This window comes from Streptomyces sp. NPDC004542, from assembly GCF_040610035.1.
Classification (GTDB): Bacteria; Actinomycetota; Actinomycetes; order Streptomycetales; family Streptomycetaceae; genus Streptomyces.
The window spans coordinates 1-26,525 of sequence record NZ_JBEXLP010000011.1 but is presented as its reverse complement, the minus strand read 5'-3'; the positions used below and the strand labels follow the sequence as shown (position 1 = coordinate 26,525).

General features: G+C 70.9%; 25 protein-coding genes and 2 pseudogenes. 5 read left to right on the top strand and 22 right to left on the bottom strand.

Going from position 1 to position 26,525, the window contains the following annotated elements; genetic code table 11:
* Window positions 1-17: 17 nt before the first annotated feature.
* A complete protein-coding gene (gene pyrR / locus ABZX30_RS09340) occupies window positions 18-596 on the bottom strand; it encodes a bifunctional pyr operon transcriptional regulator/uracil phosphoribosyltransferase PyrR (RefSeq protein WP_355930855.1) in 579 nt (192 codons plus the stop codon).
* Between the two features lie 254 nt (window positions 597-850).
* Here pyrR and bldD point away from each other — a divergent pair, with 254 nt between their 5' ends.
* The gene (gene bldD / locus ABZX30_RS09335) at window positions 851-1,354 is read left to right on the top strand and encodes a transcriptional regulator BldD (protein WP_086170636.1); all 504 of its coding nucleotides are present in this window, start codon (window positions 851-853) and stop codon (window positions 1,352-1,354) included.
* A 182-nt stretch (window positions 1,355-1,536) separates the two neighbouring features.
* On the opposite strand, the gene nusB is transcribed toward bldD, so the two are convergent.
* From nusB to ABZX30_RS09250, 17 genes are all read right to left on the bottom strand, one after another.
* Complete coding sequence (nusB, locus tag ABZX30_RS09330) at window positions 1,537-1,965, bottom strand: transcription antitermination factor NusB (RefSeq protein ID WP_355930854.1); 429 nt, start codon at window positions 1,963-1,965, stop codon at window positions 1,537-1,539.
* 2 nt (window positions 1,966-1,967) lie between these two features.
* Window positions 1,968-2,534, bottom strand: a complete 567-nt coding sequence (gene efp / locus ABZX30_RS09325; protein WP_355930851.1) for an elongation factor P — start codon at window positions 2,532-2,534, stop codon at window positions 1,968-1,970.
* 56 nt (window positions 2,535-2,590) lie between these two features.
* Complete coding sequence (locus ABZX30_RS09320) at window positions 2,591-3,697, bottom strand: aminopeptidase P family protein (protein WP_355930848.1); 1,107 nt, start codon at window positions 3,695-3,697, stop codon at window positions 2,591-2,593.
* A gap of 72 nt (window positions 3,698-3,769) precedes the next feature.
* Window positions 3,770-4,675: a Pro-rich N-terminal domain-containing protein gene (locus ABZX30_RS09315; RefSeq protein ID WP_355930847.1), complete on the bottom strand. Its 906-nt coding sequence runs from the start codon at window positions 4,673-4,675 to the stop codon at window positions 3,770-3,772.
* 182 nt (window positions 4,676-4,857) lie between these two features.
* Window positions 4,858-5,949: a 3-dehydroquinate synthase gene (gene aroB / locus ABZX30_RS09310; RefSeq protein WP_355930844.1), complete on the bottom strand. Its 1,092-nt coding sequence runs from the start codon at window positions 5,947-5,949 to the stop codon at window positions 4,858-4,860.
* Window positions 5,946-6,461 carry a shikimate kinase gene (locus ABZX30_RS09305; protein WP_355930841.1) on the bottom strand — a complete coding sequence of 172 codons (516 nt, stop codon included), beginning with the start codon at window positions 6,459-6,461 and terminating at the stop codon, window positions 5,946-5,948. Before ABZX30_RS09305 ends, aroB begins: the two co-directional genes overlap by 4 nt.
* Window positions 6,458-7,642 (bottom strand): chorismate synthase, encoded by a 1,185-nt coding sequence (aroC, locus tag ABZX30_RS09300; RefSeq protein WP_355930839.1) that lies wholly within the window; start codon window positions 7,640-7,642, stop codon window positions 6,458-6,460. The genes ABZX30_RS09305 and aroC overlap by 4 nt, the downstream gene beginning before the upstream one ends.
* Before the next feature lie 163 nt (window positions 7,643-7,805).
* Window positions 7,806-8,648: a shikimate dehydrogenase gene (locus ABZX30_RS09295; RefSeq protein WP_355930837.1), complete on the bottom strand. Its 843-nt coding sequence runs from the start codon at window positions 8,646-8,648 to the stop codon at window positions 7,806-7,808.
* 74 nt (window positions 8,649-8,722) lie between these two features.
* The gene (locus ABZX30_RS09290) at window positions 8,723-9,061 is read right to left on the bottom strand and encodes a hypothetical protein (RefSeq protein WP_355930834.1); all 339 of its coding nucleotides are present in this window, start codon (window positions 9,059-9,061) and stop codon (window positions 8,723-8,725) included.
* 210 nt (window positions 9,062-9,271) lie between these two features.
* On the bottom strand, window positions 9,272-11,029 hold the full coding sequence (gene mltG / locus ABZX30_RS09285; protein WP_355930832.1) for an endolytic transglycosylase MltG: 1,758 nt from the start codon (window positions 11,027-11,029) through the stop codon (window positions 9,272-9,274).
* Window positions 11,030-11,153: 124 nt separating this feature from the next.
* Window positions 11,154-11,618 (bottom strand): Holliday junction resolvase RuvX, encoded by a 465-nt coding sequence (ruvX, locus tag ABZX30_RS09280; protein ID WP_355931056.1) that lies wholly within the window; start codon window positions 11,616-11,618, stop codon window positions 11,154-11,156.
* A 44-nt stretch (window positions 11,619-11,662) separates the two neighbouring features.
* Window positions 11,663-14,335 (bottom strand): alanine--tRNA ligase, encoded by a 2,673-nt coding sequence (gene alaS / locus ABZX30_RS09275; RefSeq protein ID WP_355930829.1) that lies wholly within the window; start codon window positions 14,333-14,335, stop codon window positions 11,663-11,665.
* Window positions 14,335-14,682, bottom strand: a complete 348-nt coding sequence (locus tag ABZX30_RS09270) for a hypothetical protein (RefSeq protein WP_355930826.1) — start codon at window positions 14,680-14,682, stop codon at window positions 14,335-14,337. The genes alaS and ABZX30_RS09270 overlap by 1 nt, the downstream gene beginning before the upstream one ends.
* A 16-nt stretch (window positions 14,683-14,698) precedes the next feature.
* Window positions 14,699-15,133 carry a DUF948 domain-containing protein gene (locus ABZX30_RS09265; protein WP_355930823.1) on the bottom strand — a complete coding sequence of 145 codons (435 nt, stop codon included), beginning with the start codon at window positions 15,131-15,133 and terminating at the stop codon, window positions 14,699-14,701.
* A gap of 180 nt (window positions 15,134-15,313) precedes the next feature.
* Window positions 15,314-15,928: a 30S ribosomal protein S4 gene (rpsD, locus tag ABZX30_RS09260; RefSeq protein ID WP_132853601.1), complete on the bottom strand. Its 615-nt coding sequence runs from the start codon at window positions 15,926-15,928 to the stop codon at window positions 15,314-15,316.
* Between the two features lie 306 nt (window positions 15,929-16,234).
* Complete coding sequence (locus ABZX30_RS09255; protein ID WP_355930821.1) at window positions 16,235-17,590, bottom strand: replication-associated recombination protein A; 1,356 nt, start codon at window positions 17,588-17,590, stop codon at window positions 16,235-16,237.
* Window positions 17,591-17,632: 42 nt separating this feature from the next.
* The gene (locus ABZX30_RS09250) at window positions 17,633-18,280 is read right to left on the bottom strand and encodes a vitamin K epoxide reductase family protein (protein WP_355930818.1); all 648 of its coding nucleotides are present in this window, start codon (window positions 18,278-18,280) and stop codon (window positions 17,633-17,635) included.
* A gap of 170 nt (window positions 18,281-18,450) precedes the next feature.
* Between ABZX30_RS09250 and ABZX30_RS09245 the strand changes: the two are divergent.
* Window positions 18,451-18,534: pseudogene (locus ABZX30_RS09245) on the top strand (ABC transporter ATP-binding protein); the annotation flags it as partial.
* Window positions 18,531-18,635 (top strand): annotated as a pseudogene (locus ABZX30_RS09240) (DNA-binding response regulator); the annotation flags it as partial. The pseudogenes ABZX30_RS09245 and ABZX30_RS09240, both read left to right, overlap by 4 nt.
* Before the next feature lie 159 nt (window positions 18,636-18,794).
* Here ABZX30_RS09240 and hisS read toward each other — a convergent pair.
* The gene (gene hisS, locus ABZX30_RS09235; RefSeq protein ID WP_355930815.1) at window positions 18,795-20,057 is read right to left on the bottom strand and encodes a histidine--tRNA ligase; all 1,263 of its coding nucleotides are present in this window, start codon (window positions 20,055-20,057) and stop codon (window positions 18,795-18,797) included.
* 13 nt (window positions 20,058-20,070) lie between these two features.
* Window positions 20,071-20,784 (bottom strand): MBL fold metallo-hydrolase, encoded by a 714-nt coding sequence (locus tag ABZX30_RS09230; protein WP_355930812.1) that lies wholly within the window; start codon window positions 20,782-20,784, stop codon window positions 20,071-20,073.
* 170 nt (window positions 20,785-20,954) lie between these two features.
* Between ABZX30_RS09230 and ABZX30_RS09225 the strand changes: the two genes are divergently transcribed.
* Both ABZX30_RS09225 and ABZX30_RS09220 read left to right on the top strand, forming a co-directional pair.
* Window positions 20,955-21,779, top strand: a complete 825-nt coding sequence (locus ABZX30_RS09225; RefSeq protein WP_355930809.1) for a peptidylprolyl isomerase — start codon at window positions 20,955-20,957, stop codon at window positions 21,777-21,779.
* A gap of 144 nt (window positions 21,780-21,923) precedes the next feature.
* Window positions 21,924-23,153: a DUF349 domain-containing protein gene (locus ABZX30_RS09220; protein ID WP_355930806.1), complete on the top strand. Its 1,230-nt coding sequence runs from the start codon at window positions 21,924-21,926 to the stop codon at window positions 23,151-23,153.
* A gap of 87 nt (window positions 23,154-23,240) precedes the next feature.
* Here the strand turns inward: ABZX30_RS09220 and ABZX30_RS09215 are convergent, their stop codons facing one another.
* Window positions 23,241-25,775 (bottom strand): bifunctional (p)ppGpp synthetase/guanosine-3',5'-bis(diphosphate) 3'-pyrophosphohydrolase, encoded by a 2,535-nt coding sequence (locus ABZX30_RS09215; protein WP_355930805.1) that lies wholly within the window; start codon window positions 25,773-25,775, stop codon window positions 23,241-23,243.
* A 251-nt stretch (window positions 25,776-26,026) separates the two neighbouring features.
* Window positions 26,027-26,525: adenine phosphoribosyltransferase (locus ABZX30_RS09210; protein ID WP_355930803.1), on the bottom strand; the 499-nt coding region annotated here is incomplete at its 5' end.

The following is a 26,525-nucleotide window of genomic DNA, read 5'->3' as shown; positions in this document are numbered from 1 at the left end:
GGCCGCACGCGTGCGTGCTACTGCCGGGCGGCCGGCTTCACACCGAGCAGCACGGTGTCGCGACCGTCCTCCTCGGCGAGCTGGACCTTGACCGTCTCCCGCAGCGACGTGGGGAGGTTCTTGCCGACGTAGTCGGCGCGGATGGGCAGTTCGCGGTGGCCGCGGTCGACGAGGACCGCGAGCTGCACCGCGCGCGGACGCCCGATGTCGTTCAGGGCGTCGAGGGCGGCACGGATGGTGCGGCCGGAGAAGAGCACGTCGTCGACGAGGACGACGAGACGGCCGTCGATGCCGTCACCGGGGATCTCGGTGCGGGCCAGCGCACGCGGCGGGTGCATGCGCAGGTCGTCGCGGTACATGGTGATGTCGAGCGACCCCACGGGCACCTTGCGGTCGGTGATCTGCTCGAGCTTGGCGGCCAGCCGCTGGGCGAGGAAGACGCCCCGGGTCGGGATGCCGAGGAGCACCACGTCGTCGGCGCCCTTGGCGCGCTCGACGATCTCGTGGGCGATGCGGGTCAGGACGCGTGCGATGTCGGGGCCCTCGAGAACGGGGCGCGCGTCGGCCTGCGGGTCTTGCCGGTCTTGCTTGTCCATAAGAAACGGACCTCCTTCTCCGCCTCACGGGACGGACCTTAAAGGACGTCGGAATTGCGCCATCCACCGTATCAGGTCGCTCGTACGCCCCCGATCACCCCCTTGGCGCAACACATCGCCGCTACCACGGAAGAGCCGCTGCGGACCATTCGGCTTGACGCAGGAGAGTAACGCTGCGTAACCTCACAGTGAGTTACCAGCCGCGCGGCCCGGAAACGCAGCCAGCCGCGTCGACACAGTGTCCGGGGAGCTATATGTCCAGCGAATACGCCAAACAGCTCGGGGCCAAGCTCCGGGCCATCCGCACCCAGCAGGGCCTTTCCCTCCACGGTGTCGAGGAGAAGTCCCAGGGTCGCTGGAAGGCCGTGGTGGTCGGTTCCTACGAGCGCGGCGACCGTGCCGTGACCGTGCAGCGCCTTGCCGAGCTGGCCGATTTCTATGGCGTTCCCGTGCAGGAGCTGCTGCCGGGCACCACGCCGGGCGGCGCCGCCGAGCCGCCGCCGAAGCTGGTTCTGGACCTGGAGCGGCTGGCCACCGTGCCGGCCGAGAAGGCGGGCCCGCTGCAGCGGTACGCCGCGACCATCCAGTCCCAGCGCGGTGACTACAACGGCAAGGTGCTGTCGATCCGGCAGGACGACCTGCGCACACTCGCCGTCATCTACGACCAGTCGCCCTCGGTCCTCACCGAGCAGCTGATCAGCTGGGGCGTGCTGGACGCGGACGCGCGTCGCGCCGTGGCGACCCACGAGGAGAGCTGAGCGCTCCTCCGGTCAGCAGAAACGTGCCGCCGGGGTGCAGGAACCTGAGGGGTTCCGGCACCCCGGCGATCTTCGTACGCCTTGAAGGGCAGCGCGCCGCGGAGGGGCGCGGGGAACCGCGCGGCCGGCCACGGACAACCCGCGCCCACCCGGTCACCGCGGCCTCGCGGGGCCCGTTCCGGCTAGGAACGGCGCAGCGTCGGTTTCAGCTCCTTGAGCCGGCCGAGCAGGCCGTTGACGAACGAGGGCGACTCGTCCGTGGAGAACTCCTTCGCGAGCTGCACCATCTCGTCCAGGACGACGGCGTCCGGGGTCTCGTCCATCCAGATCAGCTCGTAGGCACCCAGCCGCAGGATGTTCCGGTCGACGACCGGCATCCGGTCGAGCGTCCAGCCGACCGAGTACTGGGCGAGCAGCTCGTCGATGCGCTTCGCGTGCTCGGCGTACCCCTCGACCAGCTGCATCGTGTACTCGCTCACCGGCGGCTGCCGGGTGTCGTCCCGGGAGAGCCGGATCCAGTCCGCGAGGACCGTCAGGACGTCCGCGCCGCGCTGGTCGCCCTCGAAGAGGATCTGGAAGGCGCGCTTGCGGGCCGTGTTGCGGGCAGCCACGGTTAGCTGTTCACCCGGCCGAGGTAGTCGCTCGTACGGGTGTCGACCTTGATCTTCTCACCGGTGGTGATGAAGAGCGGGACCTGGATCTGGTGGCCGGTCTCCAGGGTGGCGGGCTTGGTGCCACCGGTGGAGCGGTCGCCCTGGACGCCCGGCTCGGTCTCGGAGACGGTCAGCTCGACGGCGGCCGGGAGCTCGACGAAGAGCACCTCGCCCTCGTGCTGCGCCACCGTGGCCGTGAAGCCCTCGACGAGGAAGTTGGCGGCGTCACCGACCGCCTTGCGGTCGACCATGAGCTGGTCGTAGGTCTCCATGTCCATGAAGACGAAGTACTCGCCGTCCATGTACGAGAACTGCATGTCGCGCTTGTCGACAGTGGCCGTCTCGACCTTGACGCCGGCGTTGAAGGTCTTGTCGACGACCTTGCCGGAGAGCACGTTCTTGAGCTTGGTGCGCACGAAGGCCGGGCCCTTGCCGGGCTTGACGTGCTGGAACTCGACGACGGACCAGAGCTGGCCGCCTTCGAGCTTGAGCACAAGGCCGTTCTTGAGGTCGTTCGTGGAAGCCACGGTTGCGGAATCTCCTGGACTGACGTACGACCCCGGGGCAGGCGCACAGCGCGAGGCTAGAGCGCGAGCAGCTCCTTGGTCGTGATGGTGAGTAGCTCGGGTCCGCCGTCCGCCTCGGGGCGTACGACGAGCGTGTCATCGATCCGGACGCCGCCCCGGCCCGGGAGGTGGACCCCCGGTTCGACGGTGACCGGCACGCAAGCGTCCAGTTTACCCATGGCCGAGGGAGCCAACTGCGGGTCCTCGTCGATTTCGAGTCCCACGCCGTGTCCGATGAGCGGCGGCAGGCCCTGCGCGTACCCGGCGGAGTCCAGCACCTGGCGCGCGGCGCCGTCCACCTCGCGGCAGGCCGCGCCGGGTGCCAGGCTCTCCCGTCCGGCGCGCTGCGCGGTGAAGACGAGGTCGTACAGCTCGATCTGCCAGTCGGCCGGCGAGGTGCCGATGACGAACGTCCGGCCGATCTCGCAGCGGTATCCGCGGTAGGCGGCCCCCAGGCAGACGGACAGGAAGTCGCCTTCCTCGACCCGGCGGTCGGTGGGGCGGTGCCCGCGCCGGCCGGCGTTCGGGCCGGTGGCGACCGAGGTCGCGAAGGCGGGCCCGTCCGCGCCGTGGTCGACCAGGCGCCGTTCCAGCTCCAGGGCGAGGTGCCGTTCGGTGCGGCCGACCAGGATGGACTCCAGCAGTTCGCCGAGGGCCTGGTCGGCGATCTCGGCGCCGATGCGGAGGCAGGAGATCTCCTCCTCGTCCTTCACCACCCTCAGCTGCTCCACGGCCGCGCCGAGGCCGGTGAGACGGAGGCGGGGTGCGACGCAGGAGACGGCTCTGTACCGGGTGACGGTGAGGTGGTGCTCCTCCACGGCGAGGGTGTCGGCCCCCTGGGCCGCGGCGAGGCCGGCCGCCGCGACCGCGGTGTCACCGCCGGGCGAGGGCAGGATCTCCAGCCGCAGGTGGTCGTCCGGCCGCCCCTCGGTGGGGCGGTCGTCGGGCGGGGCGGCGCAGACGAGGAGGTCCTCGCGCTTGCCGAGGAGCAGGACTGCGCCCTGGGGGGCGGCGCCCGCCAGGTAGCGCACATTGGCGGGGCGGGAGATGAGCGCTGCCGCGGTACCGGCCGCGTTGCAGCATTCCCTCAGCCGGGATCGGCGGGTCGCGTACACCTCTGACATGACACGAGCGTAGGAGTTCTGACCGGTTTGTGCCGTCCGGCAGGGGCCGAGTGGGGTCCGGTCAGCCCGCGGTCACCAGCTCGGCGGGCTCGTCATGGCCCGCGCGAGCACGTCGTCCAGGACACGGGCGGTGCTCGGGACGTCCAGCTGGGAGTTGTCGATGATCGGCAGGCCCGAGCCGTACCAGCCGGCCATCCGGCCGTGGATGCGGGCCACCTCCTCGTCGGTGAGGCGGCGGTTGCCGCTGCGCTCGGCGTTGCGCTCCAGGACGATGTCCAGGCCCGGAAGGAGGACGACGGGCAGCAGGCCGGGGCCGACGTGCCGCTTCCAGCCGCCGAGGCCGACGACCGGGCGGTCCGGGAACACGGCGTCGTCGAGGATGCAGGAGATGCCGTTGGCCAGGAAGTTCCGCGCGGCGAAGCCGCAGGTGCGGCGGGCCAGGCGGTACTGGGCCTCGGAGTGGTCGTTCCAGCCGGACTGGGGGTCCGCGAAGCCCGAGCGGACCCACTCGCGCACGTCGTCGAGGCTGATGTGCGCGGTGGGGACCCGGCGGTGGTCCGCCCAGTACTTGGCGACGCTCGTCTTGCCGGCGCCGGCGGGGCCGATGAGCAGCACGGCCAGGGTCGTGGCGGACGCGTCGGGGGCGGCGGCGGGCGGCACGCTGGGCACGGCGACCGGGCCGCCGGGCGGCAGCGGCACATGGCCGGTGGTGTCGGGGACCGGGGGGACGGGCGGGTGCTGCGGGGCCGGAGGCTGCGGGGCCGGGGGCTGCGCGGGCGCGGGCGGCACCGGCCCCGGCGAGGTGCCGGTGAAGCCCGCTGCCGGGGGCGACGGGGGTGGCGGGGGCACGAGGGCGGGGCCCTGATGGGCTCCCGGGTGAGGTGGGCCCGGGTGGTGTGCGGCCGGCGCCCAGCCGGCGGCCGGTCCCTGCCCCGGCTGGTGGGGCGGCGGCAGCTCAGACCCCACTGCGTGCTGCATCCGGTGCCACTCCGTCTCGTCCGTACCGGCAATTGACGCAGGCAGCGGGGCCGTCCCCGCTCCCTACCGAACGGTACCGTCCCCGGCCGTCGTTTGGTGAAACGGCCGGGGACGCCGCGAAGTGCCCGCCGCGGAAGGCGAATCGGACGGAAGGAGCAGGTGAGGACGTATCAGGCCGGGGCCTACTGCCCCACTTCGCCGTAGGCGGCCAGCAGTACCGCCGGGTCCGGTCCCTCCAGGACCGTCGGCTTGGCGAGACCGTCGAGCACGATGAAGCGCAGCAGGTCGCCGCGGGACTTCTTGTCCACCTTCATCGCCTCCAGCAGCTTGGGCCACTGGTCGTGGCGGTAGTGCAGCGGCAGCCCGACCGACTCCAGGACGCTGCGGTGGCGGTCGGCGGTCGCGTCGTCCAGCCGGCCCGCCAGACGGCCGAGTTCGGCGGCGAAGTGCATGCCGACCGAGACCGCGGCGCCGTGCCGCCACTTGTAGCGCTCGTTCTTCTCGATCGCGTGGCCGAGCGTGTGACCGTAGTTGAGGATCTCGCGCAGGCCGGACTCCTTCAGGTCGGAGGAGACGACCTGAGCCTTCACCCGGATCGACCGCTCGATCAGCTCGGCCGTGTGCGGTCCGGCGGGGGTGCGCGCGGCCTCGGGGTCGGCCTCGATGAGCTCGAGGATCTCCGGGTCGGCGATGAAACCCGCCTTGATGATCTCGGCGAGCCCGGAGACGTAGTCGTTGACCGGCAGCGACTCCAGCGCGGCCAGGTCGCACAGCACACCGGCCGGCGGGTGGAAGGCACCCACCAGGTTCTTGCCCTCGGCGGTGTTGATGCCGGTCTTGCCGCCGACCGCCGCGTCCACCATGGCCAGCACGGTGGTGGGGACGGCGATCCAGCGCACGCCGCGCAGCCAGGTCGCGGCCACGAATCCGGCCAGGTCGGTGGTGGCACCACCGCCGACGCCCACGATGACGTCGGAACGGGTGAAACCGGACTGGCCGAGCGCCTTCCAGCAGTAGGCGGCGACCTCGGCGGTCTTGGCCTCCTCGGCGTTCGGCACCTGGATGGCGACGGCCTCGTAGCCCTGCTCGGCGAGGTCGGCGCGCAGCGCGTCACCGGTCTCGGCCAGCGCCTCGGGGTGGATCACGGCGACGCGCTTGGCCTTGTGCCCGATCAACCCGGCCAGTTCGCCCAGGAGTTGCCGGCCGACGAGCACCTCGTACGGCTCGGTGCCCGCGGTGCCGGCGACCTGGATGCGGGTGACTGCCTCGCTCATGCTTCCTTCAACTCCAGTGCGTCCAGGGCCGCTTGGGTGACCGCTTCCGGCGTGCGGCCGTCCGTCGGCACGACCGCCGTGGCGATCTCCTCGTACAGGTGCCGCCGCGCCTCCATCAGCTCGCGCCACTGCTTGCGCGGATTGACGGCGAGCAGCGGGCGGGCCGCGTTCAGGCCGGTGCGCTTGACCGCCTCCTCGACGTCCATCGAGAGGTACACCACGCGGTGCCCGGCGAGCAGGCCGCGGGTGTCCGCGTCGAGGATCGCGCCGCCGCCGAGCGCGAGGACGCCCTCGTGCTCGGCGAGCGCCCGGTGCACGGCGGCCTTCTCGACCGCCCGGAAGACCGCCTCGCCCTCGTCGACGAAGATCTCGGCGATCGTGCGGCCCTCAGCGGCCACGATGTCGTCGTCGGTGTCCCGGTAGCGGGCCCCGAGCCGCTCGGCGAGCAGCTGCCCGACGGTGGACTTGCCCACACCCATCGGGCCGACCAGGACGACCAGCGGCCCACTCATCGGATGTGCAGGTTGTCGAGGTACGACCGCACGTTGCGCCGGGTCTCGGCCACGCTGTCGCCGCCGAACTTCTCCGCCACCGCGTCCGCGAGGACGAGGGCCACCATCGCCTCGGCGACGATGCCGGCGGCGGGGACCGCGGAGACGTCGGAACGCTGGTGGTGCGCCTGGGTCGCCTCGCCGGTGGCGACGTCCACGGTCTGCAGCGCGCGCGGCACGGTGGCGATGGGCTTCATCGCGGCCCGCACCCGCAGCAGCTCACCCGTGGTCAGGCCGCCCTCGGTGCCACCGGAGCGGCCGGAGACGCGCCGGATGCCCTCCGGCGTGCCCACGATCTCGTCGTGCGCCTTGGAGCCGGGCACCCGGGCCAGCTCGAAGCCGTCGCCGATCTCGACGCCCTTGATCGCCTGGATGCCCATGAGGGCGCCGGCCAGCCGGGCGTCCAGCTTGCGGTCCCAGTGCACGTGCGAGCCCAGGCCGACCGGGACGCCGTAGGCGAGCACCTCGACCACACCACCGAGGGTGTCGCCGTCCTTGTGGGCCTGGTCGATCTCCGCGACCATCGCCTTCGACGCGTCGGCGTCCAGGCAGCGCACCGGGTCGGCGTCCAGCTTCGCCACGTCGGCCGGCGTGGGGTACACGCCCGCCGGAGCCTTCGCCGAGGCCAGCTCCACGACGTGGCTGACGATCTCGATACCGGCGGTCTCCTTCAGGTACGACCGGGCGACCGCACCGAGTGCGACACGGGCCGCGGTCTCCCGGGCCGAGGCGCGCTCCAGGATCGGACGGGCCTCGTCGAAGCCGTACTTCTGCATGCCGGCGAGGTCGGCGTGGCCGGGGCGGGGACGGGTCAGCGGCGCGTTGCGGGCCAGGCCCGCCAGCACCTCGGGGTCGACCGGGTCGGCCGCCATGACCTGCTCCCACTTGGGCCACTCGGTGTTGCCCACCATGATCGCGACCGGGGAGCCGAGGGTGAGGCCGTGCCGGACACCGCCCAGGAAGGTGACCTCGTCCCGCTCGAACTTCATGCGCGCACCGCGTCCATAGCCGAGGCGCCGCCGCGCGAGGTGGTCCGCCACCATCTCCGTGGTGACCGGCACGCCGGCGGGAAGGCCCTCCAGCGTGGCGACGAGTGCGGGACCGTGGGACTCCCCCGCGGTCAGCCAGCGCAACCTGCTCAACGGTGCTCCTCAGTGCTCGCGCCCGGTACTGCCCTGCGTACGCGCGTCCTCGCGGACGGCAACGGCCCGACCGGGTGCGCGGCCCCGGCCCGCCATCTCCGATCCTCCCACGTCCGGGGCCGGACCCGGCTCCCGGTCCAGAAGGCGGACGCGGCGGCGGACGTCAGTGTCCGGCGAGCGCCTTCTCCCCGGCCCGGCGCATGGCCTCCACCGGGGCCGGCGTGCGACCGGTCATCCGCTCCACCTGGAGCACCGCCTGGTGCACCAGCAGGTCCAGCCCGCTGACGACGGCTCCGCCGGACATGGACCAGCGCGCCGCGAGCTCGGTGGGCCAGGGGTCGTAGAGCACGTCGAACAGGGTCGCGGGCCGCTCCGGTACAGCGGCGGCGAGCGCGTCGGTGGTGCCCGCGGGCGTCGTGGCGATCACCAGCGGGGCGCGCAGGGCCTCGGCCGCGCCGGCCCAGTCGGCGGTGCGGACCTCGACGTCGAGCCGCTCGCCCCAGTGGCGCATCTCGGCGGCGCGGGCCTCGCTGCGGACGTAGGCGACGACCTCGCCGGTGCAGACCCGGGACAGGGCGGCCAGGGCGGAGGAGGCGGTGGCGCCGGCACCGAGGATCGCGGCGGAGTCGACCTGTGCGATGCCGTGCTCGCGCAGGGCCGCGACCATGCCCGGGATGTCGGTGTTGTCCCCGAGGCGGCGGCCGTCCTCGGTGAAGACGACGGTGTTGACCGTGTCCACGGAGGCCGCCGTCTCGCTGATCTCGTCGAGCAGCGGGATGACCGCCCGCTTCAGCGGCATGGTCAGCGACAGCCCCGCCCATGCGGGCCCGAGCCCGTCGAGGAACCCGGCCAGCCCGGCCTCGTCGACCTCGAAACGGTCGTACGACCAGTCGGCCAGGCCGAGTTCGTCGTAGGCCGCCCGGTGCAGCACCGGGGAGAGGGAGTGGGCGATGGGCTTGCCGAGCACGGCGGCCCGGTTGCGGACGTGGGGTGCTCCTGCAGCCATGGCGCCACTCTATCGATCACCAGCGGCGACGGCCGACCCGAGGCCGGGCCGCCGCCGGCCGGCGGAGTGCCGGATCAGGCGTGGTCGGACCTGCTCACGCAGGTGCTGGTCCAGATGTCCGGATTGCTGTGCTCGCCGACGCAGGCCTTGAGGGTGATCGGGTTGCCCTCGGCGATCCAGCTGTTGCCGTAGGTCTCGCAGGTGTGCGCCCCGCCGGTGTTCCGGTAGTCGTAGAGGTGGTCACCGTCGATGTGGAACCTGGCGACGGCGGAGTGGCCGTCCGCCTTCTCGTCGCACAGGACGACCTTGTCGCCGTCGGAGAGCCGGCCGGCGCAGGCTCCCCCTTCGGACGAGCAGATGACGCCGTCGGCGTACGCCGGTCCCGCGGCGAAGGCGAAGGGCGCGACACCCATCGCCGCGACGGCCCCCGACGAGCCCGCGTCATGACATGCCCCCCTGATCAACGGATGGATCCCGCGACTTCCCAGTGCGGGTGAAGATCGCAGGTGGAGGCCGGCAGCATGATGATCAAGGGCGACACCTCTGCGACACCTTCCCGGCACCACGGATCCACCGACGCCCATCGGGGGGACCGGGCGGCTCCCGCGCGGCCTCGGTGTCCGTCAGCCGCCCTTGCGCTGCGCGTTGAACTCCGCGACCAGCTTCTCGTGTTCGGCCAGCGTCTTGGTGAACTTGCTGGTCTTGCCGTCCAGCGAGATGAAGTAGTACCAGCCGTCGTCCGTCGGGTCGAGCGCGCCCCTGAGGGCCTCCTCGCCCGGGTTGTCGATGGGGCCCGGCGGCAGGCCCTTGGTGAAGTACGTGTTGTACGGGTTGTTGTACCTGCGCAGTTCGGCGATGCTCAGGTCGATCTTGCTCTGGTTCTTCACGTAGTTGTACGTGGAGTCGAACTCGAGCATGCCGTTGGTCTGCGGGTTGCCGGGCACGAGGCGGTTGTAGACGACCTCGGCCATCTTGCGGAAGTCGTCGTGGCTGGTGCCCTCGGCCTGCACGAGGCTCGCCACGGTCAGCAGCTGCCAGGGGCCGTCGAGCCCCAGGGACTTCGCCTTCTTCACGAGGCCGAGTTCCTGGTACGTCTCGTTGGCCCGGGAGACCATGCTCTTGAGGACGGCCTCGGGCTTCTGGCCCTTCGCGACCGGGTAGCTGGACGGATAGAGGAATCCTTCCAGCGGGTCCTTGAGGTTCGGGTGGCTCAGCGCCCAGTCGGGCAGGCCCAGTTTGCGGTAGTCGCTCTTCGCCACCTTCGCCGTGGTGCCCTTCGGCACCTGGAGGCGTTCGTCGATCTTCTCGTAGACGGCCAGGTTGCGCATGCCCTCGGCGATGATCAGGTTGCTGCGGCTCTTCGGGCTCAGCATGAGTTCGACCGCGCTCGCGGCCGACATGTGCTTCTGCAGCGTGTAGACGCCGTCCTGCACACCCTTGCCGTTGGGGTTCGCGCCCAGCGCGGAGACGAACGCGTCGACGCTCTGGACGACGCCCGCTTCCTTCAGCTTCTGCCCGATCACATAGCCGCCGGCGCCCTTGGGGATGACGACCGTGACCTGCTCACCGTTCCCGTCGCCCGTGTAGTCCGGCGCCGCGCCGAAACGGTCCTGGTAGAAGTGGTAGCCGAAGTAGCCGACACCCGCCAGACCGCCGCCGAACACCACGCACACCACCAGGCAGGCGAAGCCGTTGCGTCCCTTCTTCTTCTTGGGGCCCTTCCCGCCCGCGCCGCGCGCGCGCCGGCTCCGGGGGGCGTCGTCGTCCTCGTCGTCCTCGCCCTCGTCCTGCTGGTCGTCTCCCGCGAAGAAGGCGTGCTCGCCCTGGTCGGGCCCGGGATCCCAGCCGGTCTCCGGCTCCGCCTCCCCGGGTTCCGGTTCGGGGTGCCGCTGACCCGGGGGCTCCGGCGGGGGGTACGCGTCGGGCGTGTTGTAGAAGTCGGGCTGCTCGGCGCCGTACGCCACCGGCTGCTGGCCGTAGGGGTCGCCCGGATCGGCGGCGTAGGGCACGTGGCCGTGGGTGCCGGTGGCGTCCCAGCCGCCGCCCTGGTGGTACTGGTCCTGGGAATGACCGGCGTGATGGGCGTACTGCTGGTCGTACTGCTGCTGGCCCTGCGTGCCGTAGTGCTGCCGGCCCTGCCCGTCGTGGTAGTGGTGACCCTGCCCGTCGTGGTACTGGTACTGCTGCTGGTCGTACCCGCTGTGCTGGTTCCGGCCCCAGTCGCCGTACTGCGGCTCCGGCGAATGCTGCTGCGGCTGGCCGCCGTAGGCAGACTGCGGGCCCGCATGGGCCTGCTGCTGCCCTTCCCATCCGCCGTCCCCGAACAACGGGTCCTCCGGATGCCACGGTTCGGAGCCTGGGCCCCGGCCATACTCAGTCATCTATCCCCTAGAGCCGCGAGGCGGACGGTCACACGGCTCGTGGGGCCCCGCTTCCGTTCCGCCTCTTGCTGTGCGGCGGCTGTTCGAAAACCGTCGCATCGCGCGGAACGTTACCGTATCGCGATCAGATGACCACTTCGACGCCCTCACCGGGTGCATTACCTGACACCCGTTCGGATTCCAAGGCCTGCTGCAAGATGATCACGGCGGCCGCCTGGTCGACGACGGAACGGCCCTTCTTCGATTTCACCCCTGCCGCACGCAGTCCCTGACTGGCCGTCACCGTCGTCATGCGCTCGTCCACCAGGCGTACCGGCACGGGTGTGATGCCCCGGGCGAGCTCCTGCGCGAAGGCGCGAACCTTCGCCGCGGCCGGCCCCTCGCCCCCCTTGAGGGAGCGCGGGAGACCGACGACGACCTCGATCGGCTCGTACTCCTCGACCAGTTGCCGCAGCCGGCGGTGTGCCGCCGGGACGTCCCGCCCGGGGACGGTCTCCACGGGCGTGGCGAGGATCCCGTCGGGGTCGCAGGAGGCGACCCCGATACGGGCGTCCCCGACGTCGATCGCGAGTCGGCGTCCTCGGCGCATGACCCGGCCCTCACCGCCTGCCGTGTACTCGGGGTTCCCGGCGCTCACTTGGCCGTTTCCGCCACGAGCCGCTCGACGGCCTCGACGGCCTCGCCGACGGCGGCCGGGTTCTGGCCACCGCCCTGGGCGACGTCCGGCTTGCCGCCACCGCCGCCGCCGAGGGTCTTGGCGGCGGTGCGGACCAGGTCACCGGCCTTGAGGCCGCGTTCGCGGGCGGCCTCGTTGGTGGCGATGACCGTGAGCGGCTTGCCGTTGTTCACCGTGAACAGGGCGACCACGGCGGCCCGTCCGCCCTGGATGCGGCCGCGCACGTCGAGGACCAGCCTGCGCAGGTCGTCGGGGGTCGTACCGTCCGGGACCCGGCCGGTGACCAGGGCCACGCCGCGGACGTCCCTGGCGGACTCGGCGAGACCGGCGGCGGCCTGGAGCACCTTCTCGGCGCGGAACTTCTCGATCTCCTTCTCGGCGTCCTTCAGCTTGCCGAGCATGGCGGAGACCTTCTCCGGCAGCTCCTCGGGGCGGCCCTTGATCAGCTCCTGGAGCTGGGCGACGACCGTGTGCTCACGGGCGAGGAAGTGGTAGGCGTCCACGCCGACGAGGGCCTCGATACGGCGGACACCCGAGCCGATCGAGGACTCGCCGAGCAGCTTCACGAGGCCCAGCTGGGCGGTGTTGTGCACATGCGTGCCGCCGCACAGCTCCTTGGAGAAGTCGCCGATGGTCACCACGCGGACGCGCTCGCCGTACTTCTCGCCGAACTCGGCGATGGCACCCTGCTTCTTGGCCTCGTCGATGCCCATGATCTCGGCGTGCACGTCGAGTTCCCGGGCGAGCACCTCGTTGATCTTCTGCTCGACGTCGGTCATCACGGCCGTCGGAACGGCGGACGGCGAGCCGAAGTCGAAGCGGAAGCGGCCGGGCTGGTTCTCCGAACCGGCCTGGGCGGCGGTCGGGCCGAGGGCGTCGCGCAGGGCCTGGTGGGTGAGGTGCGTGGCGGAGTGGGCGCGGGCGATGGCCGTGCGGCGACGGCGGTCGATCGAGGCGTGGGCCTTGGCGCCGACGGTGACCTCGCCGACCTGGACGACGCCCTTGTGGACGTACACGCCCGGCACCGGCTTCTGGCAGTCGCGGACCTCGATGACGGCACCGGAGTCCACCTTGATCCGGCCGGTGTCGCCGATCTGGCCACCACCCTCGGCGTAGAACGGGGTGCGGTCGAGGACGATCTCGACCTCGTCGCCCTCGGTCGCGGCCGGGGAGGAGACGCCGTCGACGAGGATGCCGACGATCGTGGTCTCGCCCTCGGTGTCGGTGTAGCCGATGAAGTCCGTCTCGCCGGCGGTGTCGGCGATCTCGCGGTAGGCGCCCAGGTCGGCGTGGCCGGTCTTCTTGGCCTGGGCGTCGGCCTTGGCGCGCTCCCGCTGCTCCTTCATCAGCCGGCGGAACCCCTCCTCGTCCACCGAGAGGCCCTGTTCGGCGGCCATCTCCAGGGTGAGGTCGATCGGGAAGCCCCAGGTGTCGTGGAGCAGGAAGGCCTTGTCCCCGGCCAGGACGGTGCCGCCGGAGGCCTTGGTCTCGGTGACGGCGGTGTCGAGGATGTTGGTGCCGGCCTTGAGCGTCTTGAGGAAGGCGTTCTCCTCGGCGACGGCGACCTTCTCGATGCGCTCGCGGTCGGTGACGAGCTCCGGGTACTGCCGGCCCATCATGGCGATCACGGTGTCGATCAGTTCCATGACGACCGGACCGGTGGCGCCGAGCAGGCGCATGTTGCGGATGGCGCGGCGCATGATGCGGCGCAGGACGTAGCCACGGCCCTCGTTGCCGGGGGTGACGCCGTCGCCGATGAGCATCACGGAGGTGCGCATGTGGTCGGTGACCACGCGCAGCGAGACGTCCGAGTCGTGGGCGTCGCCGTAGTGGACGCCGGTCAGCTCGGTGGCCTTCTTGATGACGGCCATGGAGGTGTCGATCTCGTACATGTTCTGCACGCCCTGCAGAATCATGGCGAGGCGCTCCAGGCCGAGCCCGGTGTCGATGTTCTTGCTCGGCAGCTCGCCGAGGATCTCGAAGTTGTCCTTGCCGATGCCCTCGCCGCGCTCGTACTGCATGAAGACGAGGTTCCAGATCTCCACGTACCGCTCGTCGTTGACGGCGGGACCGCCCTCGACGCCGAACTCGGGGCCGCGGTCGTAGTTGATCTCGGAGCAGGGGCCGCAGGGGCCGGGGACGCCCATGGACCAGTAGTTGTCCTTCATGCCCAGGCGCTGGATGCGCTCCTTGGGCACGCCGACGACCTCGTGCCAGATGCGCTCGGCCTCGTCGTCGTCCTTGTAGACGGTGATCCACAGCCGGTCCGGCTCCAGGCCGTAACCGCCCTTGTCCTGGGGGGTGGTGAGCAGCTCCCAGGCGTACGTGATGGCGCCTTCCTTGAAGTAGTCGCCGAAGGAGAAGTTGCCGCACATCTGGAAGAACGTGCCGTGCCGCGTGGTCTTGCCGACCTCTTCGATGTCAGGCGTGCGCACGCACTTCTGCACACTGGTGGCGCGGGCGAAGGGCGGCTTGACCTCACCCAGGAAGTAGGGCTTGAAGGGCACCATGCCGGCCGGGACGAGGAGCAGAGTCGGGTCGTCCGCGATGAGCGACGCCGAAGGGACGACGGTGTGCCCGCGCTCCTCGAAGAAGCTCAGCCAGCGGCGGCGAATCTCGGCCGACTCCATCAGTGGTCCTCATTCCGGTTGTACGAGTACGTCGTGTTCTCGATGTACTGCGGGTTGCTGCGGTTGTTCTCGATGGCGGTGTGCCGCCGGGGCGCGGGGAGTCCGGGATCCGCGTCGATGCCCAGCGCGTCCGACAGTTCGGCCTCCCGCTGTGCCATGTTGTCGCGGACGTCGAGCGCGAAGCCGACCGCGCGGTCCTTCAGGCGCTGCCCGGTCTCGAGTGCCTTGGTGGCCGCGGTGGCGGCGAGGCTCTCGGGGGTCAGCTGCCTCAGCTTGCGGTTGACCTTGGTGGTGGCCCACACCCCGGCGGCGACGCCGGTGCTGAACCAGAACGTACGGCGGAACATCGCTCGGTCTCAGTCCTTACTTCCGCTTGCGTCGTGCGGCGGGAACCGTGCGGCCCACGATCACGGTACGCCGGGGCGACCCGGCGGGCGCGTCCTCCTTGCGGCCGCCCAGGGCCCGGCGCACGCCGTAGCCGAAGGCGGCGACCTTCACCAGGGGGCCGCCGAACGTGGAGGCGACGGTGGTCGAGAGCGCGGAGGCGTTCGACGTGACCTCCTGGACGTCGGAGGCGATCGCGTCGACCCGGTCGATCTGGGTCTGCGCGGAGCGCACCGCCGCGGAGGCGTCGGCCAGCAGCGGGACGGCCTGGTCGGTCACGTCCGCCACGAGCTTGGTGGTCGCCTTGAGCGTCTGGGCCAGCCTCGCCAGCGCGACGGCGAGGAAGGAGACCAGGATCGCCCAGAAGACGGCCACCAGGATTCCGGCCACTTCTCCACCGGACACTGTGCGCACCCGCTCCCTGAAACGTGCGTGGACATCGGGAAAGTCGTGCACCGAGCCTATCGCGCCGGGGGTCGGGCTCCGTACCGGATTACCCGCCGGGGCGGGGCGAGCGCGAAAGCCCGCCGCCCCTCCGCCCGGAAGGGCGGGGAGACGGCGGGCTGACGCTGAGGTGCTACGGCCGGCCGGTGATCAGCGGGCGTAGTACTCGACGACGAGCTGCTCGTCGCAGATGACCGGGACTTCCTTGCGGTTCGGCTCGCGGTCCAGGCGGAACGCCAGGGCGCGGAGGTTCACCTGCAGGTAGCGGGGGGTCTCGCCGTCGGGGGCGAAGCCACCCTCACGGGCGATCTGGAAGAGCGTCTTGTCCTTGGAGCGGTCGCGGACCTGGACGACGTCGTCCGGACGCACGCGGAAGGACGGCTTGTCCACCTTCTGGCCGTTGACCTGGATGTGGCCGTGGACGACCATCTGACGGGCCTGGTAGATGGTGCGGGCGATGCCCGAACGCAGGACCAGCGCGTCGAGACGGCGCTCGAGCTCGACGATCAGGGCCTCACCGGTCTTGCCCTGAACCTTGGAGGCGCGCTCGTAGGCGCGGACCAGCTGGCGCTCGGAGATGTCGTACTGAGCGCGCAGACGCTGCTTCTCGAGCAGACGGACCTTGTAGTCCGAGTTCTGCTTGCGGCCACGGCCGTGCTCACCCGGCGGGTAGGGGCGGGCCTCGAAGTACTTGACGGCCTTCGGGGTCAGCGCGATGCCGAGCGCACGCGACTTCTTGACCTTGGGGCGGGACTGGTTGGCCACTGTCTCTGTCTTCTTTCGTAAGGTTCCGGCTCGTCAGGGTTGAGGGAGGTCGCATCCGCAGCCGGGGAATCCCTCCTCGTCCTGACGGACGGGGTGGGCAGCCGCTCCCCTGGTCTGGGCACATACGTGCAGCACGCGAGTGGCCCACCGACCGTTCCCGGGAGTTCGGGTGGTGGTGGGCTGCCCGCGACACCGTTCGACGGTGCGCGACGCTCCTGGAGCCGGTCCGCGGGGGACCTGGACTCCGGCTGGCTGTCCCGCTCTGACTGCACGGGACTCAGCACTTCGGGGCAGTCTACAGGGTGCTCAGGACCGCTTGCGACCGAGGTGCTTGCGGGTCCATTCGACGGCGTCCGCGTACCTCGCCTCGGCGCCGTGCCTGCTCGGCGTGTAGTACGCGCGGTCCTTCAGGGCGTCCGGCGCGTACTGCTGCTGCGCGATGCCCTCGGGGAGGTCGTGCGGGTACACGTAGCCCTGCGCGTGGCCGAGCTTGGCCGCGCCCTGGTAGTGCCCGTCGCGCAGGTGCGGCGGCACCGGGCCGGCCAGGCCCCTGCGTACGTCGTCCAGGGCGGCGCCTATGGCGGTGGTCGCGGCGTTGGACTTGGGGGCCAGGGCGAGGGCGATGGTGGCGTGGCTGAGGGTGAGGGCGGCCTCGGGGAAGCCGATCATGGCGACGGCCTGGGCGGCGGCGACCGCGATCGGCAGGGCGTTCGGGTCCGCGAGACCGATGTCCTCGCTGGCGGAGATCATCAGGCGGCGGGCGATGAAGCGGGGGTCCTCGCCGGCCTCGATCATCCGGGCCAGGTAGTGCAGCGCGGCGTCGACGTCCGATCCCCGGATGGACTTGATGAGGGCGCTGGCGACGTCGTAGTGCTGGTCGCCGTCCCGGTCGTACTTCACCGCCGCCCGGTCGACGGTCTCCTCCAGCGTCGCCAGGGCGATGTCCGTGCCGCCCTTGTCGAGCGCGGCGCCGGCGGCGGCCTCCAGGGCGGTCAGGGCGCGGCGGGCGTCACCGCCGGCGATGCGCAGCAGGTGGTCCTCGGTGTCCTCGGGGAGGGTGACGGCACCCCCCAGGCCGCGCTCGTCGGTGAGGGCCCGCCGGACGAGGCCGCGCAGGTCGTCGTCGGTGAGGGGTTCGAGGGTGAGCAGGAGGGAACGGGACAGCAGCGGGGAGATCACCGAGAAGTACGGGTTCTCCGTGGTGGCCGCGATCAGGGTCACCCACCGGTTCTCGACCGCGGGGAGCAGGGAGTCCTGCTGGGCCTTGCTGAAGCGGTGGATCTCGTCCAGGAAGAGGACGGTCTCCCTGCCGAACCCGCCGGTGGCCCGCCGTGCTCCGTCGATGACGGCACGGACCTCCTTGACGCCCGCGGTGATGGCCGACAGCTCCACGAAGCGTTTGTCGGTGGCCTTGGAAACGACGTACGCGAGGGTCGTCTTGCCGGTGCCGGGCGGCCCCCAGAGGATCACCGAGGACGGTCCGGCGGGGCCGCCCGCGCGCTCGCCGACCAACCGGCGCAGGGGCGAGCCGGGCCCCAGCAGGTGCTGCTGGCCCACCACCTCGTCGAGGGTGCGCGGGCGCATGCGCACCGCCAGGGGGCTGGCGGCGGGGTCCTTCTCCTGGCGTTCTTCTGCTGCGGCGGTGAACAGGTCGGGTTCCACGCAAGAAACCCTAAGTCACCGCACTGACAATCCCCGGGGCCGTCAGCTGGTCCAGAAGTCCCACCAGCGGGTCAGGACCAGCATGCCGATGATGCCGACGTGGGCCACCGGCAGTACCCAGGTGAACTCGTCGAAGAAGCCCTTCAGCCAGCGCGGGGCGGGCAGGAAGGCGTTGCGGACGTTGAACGACGTCACGTACCAGAACATCGTGATCGTGGCGACCCAGGCCAGCGAGCACCACAGGCACAGGGCGTTGATCCGGTACAGCGACTGGAACTGCAGCCAGGTGCAGAAGGCCACGCCGAAGAACGTGCCGAAGTTGAAGGTGAGCCAGTACCAGCGCGGGAAGCGGGCCCGGGCGAGCAGGCTCATGCCGACGCAGATGACGATGCCGTAGCAGACCAGGCCGAGCATCGGGTTGGGGAACCCGAAGGCGGCGGCCTGCTTGCTCTCCATGACGCTGCCGCAGGAGACGACCGGGTTGAGGCTGCAGCCGGGGGTGAAGGTCTTGCCCGCGACCTTGGCCTCGAGGATCTTGAACTTGTCGATCGTGATGACCCACGCCGCGAGCAGTCCGGCCGCGCCGGTGATCACCAGCAGCAGGGCGAACGCACGGCTGCCGCCCGCACTGCGCGGCGCGGTGTCCGGCCCGGGCTCCGTGGAGACGTCCTTGACTGTCGTCTTGCTCATCACGCCGATCCGTCGCTAGAGGGTGGGACCTTCTTCGGGCACGGTCATTGTGCCGCACTCGGGCCCCTGTCCACCGTTCGCTGGACATAAGGAGGTACGCACGGTCGTGCCGGAGCGCTGTGTTCCAGCCGATCCCAGGGGTCACGACAGCACACGCGAACGAATGCGCGGTGCACGTACGGGGGCAGCGCAAGCAATACGGAGACGTGACCGCGGTGGACGGCATCGATCTGGGCATCCGGCACGGGACGGTGAGTCGACGGTGAAGACGCGTCTGCCGCGGGTCTTCGGCGAGTCGGGGGTGGCTGACAGGACTGCGGCGGTCACCATCGCTGTGCGGTACGGACTGTTGTGACGTTCGGCCCGACCGATCGTTGATCTGGGGGCTCCGACTGCATGGTCCCCGCGGACGCGGGGGTGATCCGGGCGCCATGAACGACGCGAACCGAAGCGGAGCGTGCTCCCCTCCGACGCGGGGCTGGGCCGGACGGCACTCGACCGTCCGGCCCTCGGTTCACGCGAGCCGCGACTCCAGTTCCGCCACGATCTCGTTCACACCGACCGCCGTCTGCTCACCCGACTCCATGTCCTTGAGCTGGACGACGCCCTCAGCGAGATCGCGCTCACCGAGCACGACGGCATAGCGCGCGCCGGAGCGGTTGGCCGCCTTCATCGCCGCCTTCAGCCCCTTGGCACCGTAGGAGAAGTCCGCCGCGACGCCGACCTTGCGCAGCTCGGTGACCTTCCCGAACAGCACCCGCCGCGCCTCCTCCCCCAGCGGCACCGCGAAGACGCTGGTCGTCGAGGGAAGGGCGAGCTCGACACCCTCCGCCTCCAGGGCCAGCACCGTACGGTCGACGCCGAGGGCCCATCCCACCGACGGCAGCGCGGGACCGCCGATCATCTCGGACAGCCCGTCGTAGCGGCCGCCGCCGCCCACCGCGGACTGGGAGCCCAGACCGTCGTGCACGAACTCGAAGGTCGTCCGCGTGTAGTAGTCCAGGCCGCGCACCAGCTTCGGGTCGTCCTCGAAGGCCACGCCCGCCGCGGTGATCAGCTCGCGCACCTCCTCGTGGTACGCCTTGCACGCGTCGCACAGGTAGTCACGCAGCAGCGGCGCCTCGCCGAGCTGCTTCTGCACCGACTCGCGCTTGTCGTCCAGCACCCGCAGCGGGTTGATCTCGGCGCGCCGCAGCGTGTCCTCGTCCAGGTCCAGCCCGCGCAGGAAGTCCTGGAGCGCGGCCCGGTACACCGGCCGGCACTCCTTGTCGCCGAGCGAGTTCAGCAGGATCCGGAAGTTCCTGAGCCCCAGCGAGCGGTACGCCTGGTCGGCCAGGATGATCAGCTCGGCGTCCAGCGCCGGGTCCTCGGCCCCGATGGCCTCGGCGCCGACCTGCGAGAAGTGCCGGTAGCGGCCCTTCTGCGGGCGCTCGTAGCGGTAGTAGGAGCCGGAGTACCAGAGCTTGACCGGCAGGTTGCCCGCCTTGTGCAGGTTGGCCTCCAGCGCGGCCCGCAGCACGGAGGCCGTGCCTTCGGGCCGCAGGGCCAGCCGGTCGCCGCCCTTGGTCTCGAAGGCGTACATCTCCTTGGTCACGATGTCGGTCGACTCGCCGACACCGCGCGCGAAGAGCTCGACGTTCTCGAAGCCGGGCGTCTCGATGTACCCGTAGCCGGAGTTGCGCAGCGGCGCGGCGATGGCCTCGCGGACGGCCAGGTACTTCGCGGAGTCCGGCGGGATCAGGTCGTAGGTGCCCTTGGGGGCCTTGAAGGTGCTCACGGGAAGTCTCTCGTCACATTCCTCGTCGGGGAGCGGAGGATCCGTCCGCTCCCGGGCCGGCGGCCACCTGCCGCAGATACGGGTTGGTGGCGCGCTCCTGGCCGATGGTCGTCTGGGGGCCGTGGCCGGACAGCACCACGGTCGAGTCGCCGAGCGGCAGGCACACGCGGGCCAGCGAGTCGAGCATCTCGGCCATGTCACCGCCGGGCAGGTCGGTGCGTCCGATGGAGCCGGCGAAGAGCAGGTCCCCGGAGAAGAACACCGACGGGATGTCGGCCGCCTCCGGCATCCGGAACGTCACCGACCCCTTGGTATGGCCGGGCGCGTGCGCCACGGAGAACTCCAGACCGGCGAGCGCGAGCCGGGCGCCGTCGGTCAGCTCCTTCACGTCGTCCGGCTCCCCGACCGTCAGCTCGCCCATGAGCGGCATCCCGATGGAACGGCCGAGCGCCTTCTCGGGGTCGCTCATCATGTACCGGTCCTCGGGGTGGATCCACGCCGGTACGTCGTGCGCGCCGCACACCGGGACGACCGAGGCCACGTGGTCGATGTGCCCGTGGGTGAGGACGACCGCGACGGGCTTGAGCCGATGCTTCTTCAGCGTCTCCTCGACTCCGTCGGCGGCCTGGTGGCCGGGGTCGATGATCACGCACTCCTCACCGGCGGCGGGGGCGACGAGATAACAGTTCGTCCCCCAGGCCCCGGCGGGGAACCCGGCAATGAGCACGATCGTCCTTCGTTTGTGTCGATTACGGACGGCTGCAGCCGCTGTCGAAGCCTACCGGCGCTGCCGTTTCCTCAGCGAACCCATATACGGTACGGGGCTACACGCGCCTGTCGGCTCGCAGGACGCACGCGTACCGGTCGGCAACACGACACGCATGAGGAGAGAACCCGGTGGTCAGCCAGGAGCAGCGGCGGCGTCAGCTCGCCCGGGAGAAGTTCTTGCGGCAGCAGCAGCGGCGCACCAGCGCGCGACGCAGGGCACGCATGCGCAACTCCGTGATCGCGTCGGTGCTCGGCGTGGTCGTGATCGGCAGCGTCGCGCTGTACACGACCGGGGTGCTGAAGAACGACGACAAGGCGGACAACGCCGGTTCGGACGTCACGCCCAGCGCCTCGGCCACCCCGAGCAAGGCTCCGGACCCGTGCGAGAAGGCCGCCAAGGGCTCCGTACAGAAGCTGAGCTGGAAGAAGGAGCCGGCGATGAGCATCGACACGTCGGCGAAGTACACGATGAAGCTGGCGACGACGTGCGGTGACATCGGCGTCGCGCTCAAGACGTCGGCGGCCCCGCACACCGTGAACTCGTTCGACTTCCTCGCGGGCAAGGGCTACTTCGACCACACCAAGTGCCACCGGCTCACCACCAACGGCATCTACGTGCTGCAGTGCGGCGACCCGACGGGTACGGGCAGCGGTGGTCCGGGGTACACGATTCCCGACGAGAACCTCAAGGACAAAAGCCTGAAGGGCAACGTCTACCCGGCGGGCACGGTGGCGATGGCGAACACCGGACAGAAGCACACGGGCGGAAGCCAGTTCTTCCTCGTCTACCAGGACAGTCAGCTGCCGCCCAGCTACACACCGTTCGGTACCGTCGACGCCGCGGGCATGAAGGTGCTGAAGAAGATCGCCGCCGCGGGAGAGAGCACGGGCCAGGGTGACGGCGCTCCGAACGCGACGGTCGTGATCGACAAGGCGACGGTCACGAAGTCCTGACGGCCGTGGCGGCGGCCAGCGGAATTTCGGTCGCGCTGGATGCGGACAGGCCGCCCGCTGGTCGCCTATGTTGGCCGTGACGAAACTGTGGACGATGCCCGGGGGAGCTGAGGCCCCCCGCAGGCATCATGTGGAGGAGGCGCTGTGAGCAGCGACCCGTGGGGCCGCGTCGACGAGACGGGGACCGTGTACGTGCGTACGGCCGACGGCGAGCAGGTCGTCGGTTCCTGGGCGGCCGGCTCCCCCGAGGAGGCGCTTGCCTACTTCGAGCGCAAGTACGAGGGCCTGGTTGTCGAGATCGGCCTCCTCGAGAAGCGCGTACAGACCACCGACCTGTCGGCGAAGGACGCGCAGATCGCCATCGACCACATCCGGGAACAGGTCGACGCGCACCACGCGGTCGGTGACCTGGAGGCGCTGCGGGCGCGCCTGGACAAGCTCGTGGCGTCGGTCGAGGCCCGGCGCGAGGAGCGCAAGGCGCAGCGGGCCAAGCAGTCCGACGAGGCCCGCAAGGCCAAGGAGGATCTGGTCACCGAGGCGGAGCGGCTGGCGCAGTCCGACCAGTGGCGGGCCGCCGGTGAGCGGCTGCGTGCCCTGGTGGACACCTGGAAGGGCCTGCCCCGTCTGGACCGCAAGTCGGACGACGAGCTGTGGCACCGCTTCTCGCACGCCCGCTCGGCGTTCTCCAAGCGTCGCAAGGCGCACTTCGCGCAGCTGGACGCGCAGCGCGAGGAGGCCCGCAAGACCAAGGAGAAGCTGGTCGCCGAGGCCGAGGCGCTGTCCGGTTCGACGGACTGGGGGCCGACGGCGGCCCGCTACCGCGAGCTGATGGCGGACTGGAAAGCCGCGGGCCGCGCCCAGCGCGAGCACGAGGACGACCTGTGGAACCGCTTCCGCGGGGCCCAGGACGTGTTCTTCGCCGCCCGCAGCTCGGTGTTCGCCGAGCGGGACGCGGAGCAGGCGGAGAACCTGAAGCTGAAGGAGGAGCTGGCCGAGGAGGCCGAGAAGCTCCTGCCGATCACGGACCTCAAGGCCGCGCGGGCCGCCTTCCGCTCGATCAACGAGCGCTGGGAGGCCGTCGGGCACGTGCCGCGCGACGCCCGTCCCAAGGTCGAGGGCCGGATGCACACCGTCGACCGGGCGATCCAGGAGGCCGAGGAGGCCGAGTGGCGCCGGACGAACCCGGAGGCACGCGCGCGTGCCGAGGGCCTCACCGGCCAGCTGCAGGCCGCCGTGGACAAGCTGAGGGGCCAGATCGACCAGGCCCGCGCCCAGGGCAACACCGCCAGGGCCGACAAGCTCGAGAAGGAGCTGGAGGGCCGCCAGGCGCTCCTGGACCAGGCGCTGAAGGGCCTGCAGGAGTTCGGCGGCTGAACAACTGCGCACGCGCGCGTGAGGGCCCCGTACGGCGACGTACGGGGCCCTCACGGCTTGTGCCGGTGTCGTCCCGGGGTCAGGCGGTCATGACCGGCTGCGCGCCGAGGTCACGCGGTAGACGTCGTACACGCCCTCCACGCCCCGCACCGCCTTCAGGACGTGCCCGAGGTGCTTGGGGTCGCCCATCTCGAAGGTGAACCGGGAGGTGGCCACTCGGTCGCGGGACGTCTGGACGGCCGCGGAGAGGATGTTCACGTGCTGGTCGGACAGGACGCGGGTGACGTCCGAGAGCAGCCGGGAACGGTCCAGGGCCTCGACCTGGATGGCGACCAGGAAGACCGAGGACTGGGTGGGCGCCCACTCGACGTCGAGGATGCGCTCCGGCTCACGGGAGAGTGACTCCACGTTGACGCAGTCGCTGCGGTGAACCGATACACCGCTACCGCGCGTGACGAAACCGATGATGGGATCGCCGGGGACGGGCGTACAGCAGCGGGCCAGCTTGACCCACACGTCCTCGACGCCCTTGACGACGACGCCCGGGTCGGCGCTGGAGCGGCGCTTGCGGCCACGGCCGCGGGTCGGCGGGACCGCCTCGTCGATCTCCTCGGTGGCCGCCTCCTCGCCGCCGAGCGCGGAGACGAGCTTCTGCACCACGTTCTGCGCGGAGACGTGGCCCTCACCGATCGCCGCGTACAGCGCGGAGATGTCCGGGTAGCGCATCTCGTGCGCGAGGGTGACGAGCGAGTCGCCGGTGAGGATGCGCTGGATCGGCAGGTTCTGCTTGCGCATGGCGCGGACGATGGCGTCCTTGCCCTGCTCGATCGCCTCGTCGCGCCGCTCCTTGGAGAACCAGGCCCGGATCTTGTTGCGGGCGCGCGGCGACTTCACGAAGCCGAGCCAGTCGCGGGAGGGGCCCGCGCCGGCCGCCTTGGAGGTGAAGACCTCGACCAGGTCGCCGTTGTCCAGGGTGGATTCCAGCGGCACGAGCCGGCCGTTGACCCGCGCCCCTATGGTGCGGTGGCCGACCTCGGTGTGCACCGCGTACGCGAAGTCGACCGGGGTGGCCCCGGCCGGGAGCGCGATGACGTCGCCCTTGGGGGTGAAGACGAAGACCTCGTTGCGGGAGAGGTCGAAGCGCAGCGACTCCAGGAACTCGCCCGGGTCCTCCGTCTCCTTCTGCCAGTCCAGCAGCTGACGCAGCCAGGCCATGTCGTTGAGGTGGTCGTCCTTCTTACCGGCCTTGGGCACGTCGGTGCGGACCTTGGAGGCACCGGCCACAGCCTCCTGCTTGTACTTCCAGTGCGCGGCGATGCCGTACTCGGCGCGGCGGTGCATGTCGAAGGTCCGGATCTGGAGTTCGACCGGCTTGCCGTTGGGCCCGATGACCGTCGTGTGCAGCGACTGGTACATGTTGAACTTGGGCATCGCGATGTAGTCCTTGAACCGGCCGGGCACCGGATTCCAGCGCGCGTGCACCGTGCCCAGGGCCGCGTAGCAGTCGCGCACCGTGTCGACGAGGACGCGGATGCCCACCAGGTCGTAGATCTCGGCGAAGTCGCGGCCCCGCACGATCATCTTCTGGTAGACGCTGTAGTAGTGCTTCGGGCGGCCGGTGACGGTCGCCTTGATGCGGGCGGCGCGCAGGTCGGCCTGGACCTCGTCGGTCACTATCGCCAGGTACTCGTCGCGCTTCGGCGCACGCTCGGCGACGAGCCGCACGATCTCGTCGTACATCTTGGGGTAGAGGATCGCGAACGCGAGGTCCTCCAGCTCCCATTTGATGGTGTTCATGCCCAGCCGGTGGGCGAGCGGCGCGTAGATCTCCAGCGTCTCGCGCGCCTTCTTCTCCTGCTTCTCGCGCTTGAGATAGCGCATGGTGCGCATGTTGTGCAGGCGGTCGGCGAGCTTGATGACCAGGACGCGCGGGTCCTTGGCCATGGCGACGACCATCTTGCGCACGGTCTCGGCCTGCGCGGCCTCGCCGAACTTGACCTTGTCCAGCTTGGTGACGCCGTCGACGAGGAGGGCGACGGTGTCGCCGAAGTCGCGGCGGAGCTGGTCGAGCCCGTACTCGGTGTCCTCGACGGTGTCGTGCAGCAGGCCGGCCATCAGGGTGGCCGGGTCCATGCCCAGCTCGGCCAGGATGGTGGTGACCGCCAGCGGGTGCGTGATGTACGGGTCGCCGCTCTTGCGCTTCTGGCCGCGGTGCCAGCGCTCCGCGACCTGGTAGGCGCGCTCGATCTGACGCAGGGTGGCGTTCTCGATCTTGGGATCGTTGCTGCGGACTATGCGCAGCAGGGGCTCCAGGACCGGGTTGTAGGGGTTGGCACGCTGGACGCCCAGTCGGGCGAGGCGGGCCCGGACGCGGTTGGAGGAGCCGGAGCGCGCGGGCTGCCCGGTGGACGCACGGGCCGCCGGGGAGTGCGCCGCGCGCTCGGGCGGGGCCGGCTTGGGGCGCACGGTCTCGGCCGACTTCTCGACGGGCGCGGACTGGGCGTGCTCGACCGGCCCGCGGGTGTCGTTCTTCGCGTGGGGCGCGTTCGGCGCGGGCTTGGCCGCGGGCGCCGAGGCGGACTCGGGCTTGGCGGCGGTCAGTGGCTGGGCCTCGTCTGGCAAGAGGGCTCCTCGTGCGCGATCCGGGTCCCCCGGTCAGGCTCCGGAGACCCCATGGTAGCGATCCTGCGCTCCGGCATCGCCTTCAGGCCGATGTGAGGACCGTCTACCTGGCAAACACCGGCCGCCGCCACGGGATTCCACCAGGGCGGTCCCACCCGCACCCGACGGCGAAGGCCGCACGGTGGTGCGGGTGGGAACCAGGACCGGCCAAGGCGCGTAGCCGGGGCCGCCCGTGAGGACGGCCCGGCCTGTCACACCCGCAGCAGCGCCTCCAGCGGAGCACCCCGCAGCGCCGCCTCCAGCCGCGGACGACCCTCGAGGAAGCACAGCTCCATCAGCACCGCCACGCCCGCGATGTCGGCCCCCGCCCGGTGGATGAGCTGGATGGCCGCCTCGGCGGTGCCCCCCGTGGCGAGGACGTCGTCCACGATGAGGATGCGGTCACCGGAGACCAGGTCCTCCGCGTGCACCTCGATCTCGGCCGACCCGTACTCCAGGTCGTACGCCTGCCGGAGGGTGGCCCCGGGCAGCTTGCCCGCCTTGCGCACGGGGATGAAGCCCAGCCCCGCCCGCACGGCCACCGGGGCGCCCAGGATGAAGCCGCGCGCCTCCAGACCGACGATCTTGGTCGCACCGGTGCGCTCGGCGATCTCCGCGAGCGCGTCGGTCAGCGTGGTGAACGCCGCCGGGTCGGCCAGCAGCGGGGTGATGTCCTTGAACATCACGCCCTGCTCGGGGTAGTCCTCGACG